Source organism: Amycolatopsis sp. (assembly GCF_035276945.1).
Classification (GTDB): domain Bacteria; phylum Actinomycetota; class Actinomycetes; order Mycobacteriales; family Pseudonocardiaceae; genus Amycolatopsis_E.
In genome coordinates, this window is the sequence record NZ_DATELF010000146.1 from 1 (window position 1) to 4,256 (window position 4,256).

Sequence of the window (4,256 nt, forward strand, 5' to 3'; positions counted from 1 at the left end):
CCTGTCCCTTCGTTCGATCAACCGATGAAGCGGACTTCCTGGCGGACATTCCTCAGTGGAGGCGATGCCACGCTTCTATTAGGTCACGCCAGGACGTCCCTGACGGCAACGGGCGACAACTCCACGAATAGGTCAGCCCCAGTCAGAGGCGACTGATGCAGAAAGGGTCAGCCCCGAAGCCGTCAAGGACAATCCACTACGCACGCCAACAGCGCAACGCCTTACCAGCATCACACTGAGAATGCAGAAGCGTTGGGTCCGCTGCGGGGCATGACTCCGTCAGGTCTCAAGACGCCTCAGCGACCACGCAGGTCGCTCTGCTACACGATGAGAAGCGCCGCGACGCACGTCGGCGACTGGCTTCGTGAAGGCGACCGTCTGCTCCGACCCCGGCGCCCGCTGCACCAGCGCCTCGAGTAGCCACACCTGCGTGTTGGTGCCGTCCGAGCGCGCTCGGCCGGTGTGGTCCGGCCGAGCGCCGCGGATTGTCGCGCCCCCTTCGTGCCCCCGAGTGAGAGCCTTGTGGCTCAGGCGGTGAGCTGCGCGACGATGGCGTTGCCGTCGAGCCAGACGTTCTCGCGGGACATGCGTCCGTCCTTGAATTCCCACACGTGGAGCAGGCGGAACGAGATCCGCTTGCCGTTTCCGGGGATGCCGAGAAACTCGCCTGGCACGGTTCCGGTGAATTGGTGCTCGAGTACGCAGAAGTCCGTGCCGTACCAGGCGTGGTTGACGTCCATCCGCTCGGTGGTGACGTTGGCGGTGAGCATCTCGTAGAAGCCCTTGGCGGCGTCTGGCCCGTGCGTGGGGCCGTGCGGCGCGCCGACGACGTCGTGGATCACGTCATCGGTGTACATCGCCACCGCTCCGTCAGTATCTCCGATGCTCTCAGCGGCGATGTGCTGCTCGATCAGCCGGTTCATCTCGGCTGGCGTCATCACGATTTCCTGCTCAACGAGTTCGGTCGTCTCAACCGGCCCCATCTCGATCCTCCTTGTGAGATTGTGTCTTACGAAGAGACAATGTAGCATGACGACCGGAATGTCAAGCCCACCTCGAACACACGAACGGGTCGCGCAGAAGCTGCGCACCCGTCGGGCGCTGCTGTTCGCCGCACGCGAGCTCGTTGCCGAGGGTAGAACGCCGACCTTGGCCGAGGCTGCGGACGCGGCGATGGTTTCTCGCGCGACCGCCTATCGCTACTTCCCCTCACAGGAAGCGCTGCTGGCCGAGGTCCCGCTGAGTGTCGACGTTCCCACAGTCAGGTCGCTGTTCGGCGGCGACGCGGCGCCAACCGACGTCGAGGACCGTGTCGCCCTGGTCCACAACACCCTGTATGACCACATCCGCGAGCGCGAGGTCCAGGTCCGCCTGTTTCTGCGCAACACGCTGCTGCGCCCGCTCGACCCCGAGCGAAACGACGTGCCGCTCCGCCCAGCGTTCCGCCTGGAACTCCTCGACGCCGCACTCCAGCCGCTCGAACGCGAGCTCGACCCCGATCAGCTCGAACGGCTAAAGACCGCCCTCTCAATCCTGATCGGCACCGAAGCGTTCACCGCCATGCGCGACGTCGTTGGCCTAGATCACGATCAAGCGCGCGCCCGCGGCGAATGGGCCGTCCGCCAAATGGTCCGCGCCACGCGCTAACACCGGCCGCATCAACCCACCGACAGAGTCCACGCGCTCCCGACACCTACACCTGCTGCCGGCGTCAACCGCTTCCGGTTAGTCGCCTCGGCGGCTGCGTCAACGCCAATGCTGCTCGGGAACTCGGCGGCCGAAAGCAGAACTAGTCGACCGCTCGTGGGCAATCCGCGACACGGCTCGGTGATCGTGAACCCGGAGGTCTGCCGAGACGCGATCGGGGCGGTCGCGTGCACACCCACCTCCCGTTTGGCGCATCGAAAGTGTCAAATGGGATCGTTAGGGTTGCCCGATGCCGATTGACTTCACGCAGCCAAGCTGGGAGGTGGACAGATTCCCTGGTCGCCACCACGCTCGTGTGGGCGCTCAGGCCGGGGCCCGGGAGCTCGGCGCCAGTGTCTACGAACTCGACCCGGGTGCTGTCGGCTCGCCGCTGCACATCCACCACGCCAACGAGGAGCTCCTCCTGGTCCTCGACGGGACTGTCTCGCTGCACGGCCCAAAGGGGACGCAGCTTCTGCGGGCTGGCGCGGTTGTGGCGTTTCCCCGGGGCAAGACAGGGGCTCATAGCTTGGTTAACCGCTCTGACGCGCCCGTCCGTTATCTCGTGGTCTCCACGATGAACCGCCCCGACGTTGTCGAGTACCCCGACACGGGTGCGACGCTCGTTGTCCTCGCTGAGCAGTGGCTGGCCTATCCGCGCGGCGCAGACGCGGACCAGAAGCCCGTGATGGTCGAAGCGATGCGGGCGGCGGCCGAACGAGACCGCTGACCTGGCCCAGCGTGCGACGACGGCGCGCGGCGCTTTGCATGAGAAGCGAAACCGCGCTCACCTCATATCGCATCGGCACCTGCTTGGTCGCCGACAGGGCCGTGAGGGAGAGACTTCCGCATCGGCTCCCCGCTGATCAGAAGGAGAAGCTTGGTGGCGCCGCCGGCGAGCCGGTGACACGGCTCAGCCTTCGTGGGAGGAGCAGTCTGGATTCGGCCTCTCGCTCGTCGTTGATCGGGCCGTGGCGCTGTCCGCAAACGTGTCTGCGATCAGCCCGTAATCGCGGCGGCGGAGGTTGTGGCGTGGGTGGGGCGGGGCGAGTTCTGATCGTCGTCCTGGCGAATTCTGGTCGCTCACCCTTAAGACACCCCAGGCGCCCCTGACCTGACCGGCAGCTTTCCGGCCAACCGCTGGCCCATGCCGCGCTCGCGTTAGCAACCGGGCGGCCGATCCAGGTGCACGACGGGCCGGCTGGCGGGTGCGTGCCTTGCTTCGACTCGGTGCGAAGCGAACCAAGCGTGTCGTTTGGTCTGTACGTCGGTGGGCTGAGCCGTCACGCTTTGGGTGTGCGAAACGTCGGTCACCCGGTGCGGCCGGTGCGGATCTGGCTGGTCGGCTTTGGCACGGTCGGCCAATGGCTCGTGCGCGTCCTCGACTCACAAGCGGAGCGGCTTGCCCGCCGGTACGGCATCGCGGTCACGCTCGTGGGGCTTGCTAACGCGCGGGACGGATTCATCTACGATGGAAATGGACTCGATCTCCGATCGTTGCTGGCACTGGCCTCCCGAGGAGAGCCGATCACCGAGCAGCCTGGCGTGCGCCGCTGGCCGAGCAGCATCGACGGGCTCCGCGCCACCGAGGCCGACCTCCTTGTCGAGGTCACGGCTAGCCCCTCCATTGGCGCCGAGCCCGGACTCGCTCACATGCGCATCGCGCTCGAACGCCGCATCCCCGTGGTCACCTCCAACAAATGGCCGGTCGCCCTGCACGGTGTGGAGCTCGCGACCATGGCGCGCAGCCACGAGGTCGCGTTCTGCGCGGAATCCACCGTCATGTCGGGAACGCCGGTGCTCAGGGCGCTAGTCGACGGTCTCGCGGGCGCGACCCCGATCTCGGTGAGGGGCGTCTTGAACGCCACCACCAACTTCATCCTCTCCCGAATCGCGCAAGGCACGTCCTACGCGCACGCGCTCGCGGAGACACAGAGGGCGGGCCTCGCCGAGCGTGACGCAAGCGCAGACGTCGAGGGGCACGACACGGCCGCGAAGCTGATGATCCTGTCAGCGCTCGTCTTTGCCAGGCAGCTTCGGCTCGACCAGGTCGCCTGCCGCGGAATTACCGACATCACTCGCGCGGAGATCGAACACGCCACCTCCCACGGTGCACTGCTCAAGCACGTCGCAACCCTTGACTTCTCACAGCCGGACGGGGTTGGTGACGTCAGCGCCCGCGTGCAGCCCGAGCTCGTTCCCGTCGACGACCCACTGGCGACCGTCGAAGGGACCACCAACGCGGTGACCTGCCGCGCGAATCCGATCGGAGACATCACGATCGTCGGACCCGGCGCCGGACCACAACTCGCGGGGCAGGGGGTGCTCAGCGACCTCATCACGGTCGCCAGATCACGCATCCCGGATTGACCGCACAGCGAAGCCGCCCCTCGCCCCAGCGGGGCCGGCATCCGCTTTCCCCTGATCGCGATACGGTGGGATGTGCGTCGAAGCATGCTCGCGGCCAACTAGCGGATGAGTTTCCGCCTGCGCGACGACACGCTCGGTGTGTAGTACCGGTCGTGGTTCTGCTTCGCGCTCGTGGCGGGAAGAGAGCGACGTTGCTACCC

At 66.4% G+C, this 4,256-nt stretch carries 4 protein-coding genes; 3 read left to right on the forward strand and 1 reads right to left on the reverse strand.

Annotated features, from left to right (window positions below; translation table 11 throughout):
* Window positions 1–527: 527 nt before the first annotated feature.
* Complete coding sequence (locus tag VJT49_RS25690; protein WP_324167491.1) at window positions 528–983, reverse strand: nuclear transport factor 2 family protein; 456 nt, start codon at window positions 981–983, stop codon at window positions 528–530.
* Between the two features lie 46 nt (window positions 984–1,029).
* Between VJT49_RS25690 and VJT49_RS25695 the strand changes: the two genes are divergently transcribed.
* The 3 genes from VJT49_RS25695 (at window position 1,030) to VJT49_RS25705 (ending at window position 4,056) form a co-directional block, all read left to right on the forward strand.
* Window positions 1,030–1,647, forward strand: a complete 618-nt coding sequence (locus VJT49_RS25695; protein ID WP_324167492.1) for a helix-turn-helix domain-containing protein — start codon at window positions 1,030–1,032, stop codon at window positions 1,645–1,647.
* 289 nt (window positions 1,648–1,936) lie between these two features.
* Window positions 1,937–2,416, forward strand: coding sequence for a cupin domain-containing protein (locus tag VJT49_RS25700; RefSeq protein ID WP_324167493.1), 480 nt, complete (start codon window positions 1,937–1,939; stop codon window positions 2,414–2,416).
* A gap of 566 nt (window positions 2,417–2,982) precedes the next feature.
* The gene (locus tag VJT49_RS25705) at window positions 2,983–4,056 is read left to right on the forward strand and encodes a homoserine dehydrogenase (protein WP_324167494.1); all 1,074 of its coding nucleotides are present in this window, start codon (window positions 2,983–2,985) and stop codon (window positions 4,054–4,056) included.
* Window positions 4,057–4,256 lie beyond the last annotated feature (200 nt).

What these genes read in the sequence shown, in the direction of transcription:
- VJT49_RS25690 (WP_324167491.1), bottom strand. Translation starts at nt 983, where the DNA reads ATGGGGCCGGTTGAGACGACCGAACTCGTTGAGCAGGAAATCGTGATG.
- VJT49_RS25695 (WP_324167492.1), top strand. Translation starts at nt 1,030, where the DNA reads ATGACGACCGGAATGTCAAGCCCACCTCGAACACACGAACGGGTCGCG.
- VJT49_RS25700 (WP_324167493.1), top strand. Translation starts at nt 1,937, where the DNA reads ATGCCGATTGACTTCACGCAGCCAAGCTGGGAGGTGGACAGATTCCCT.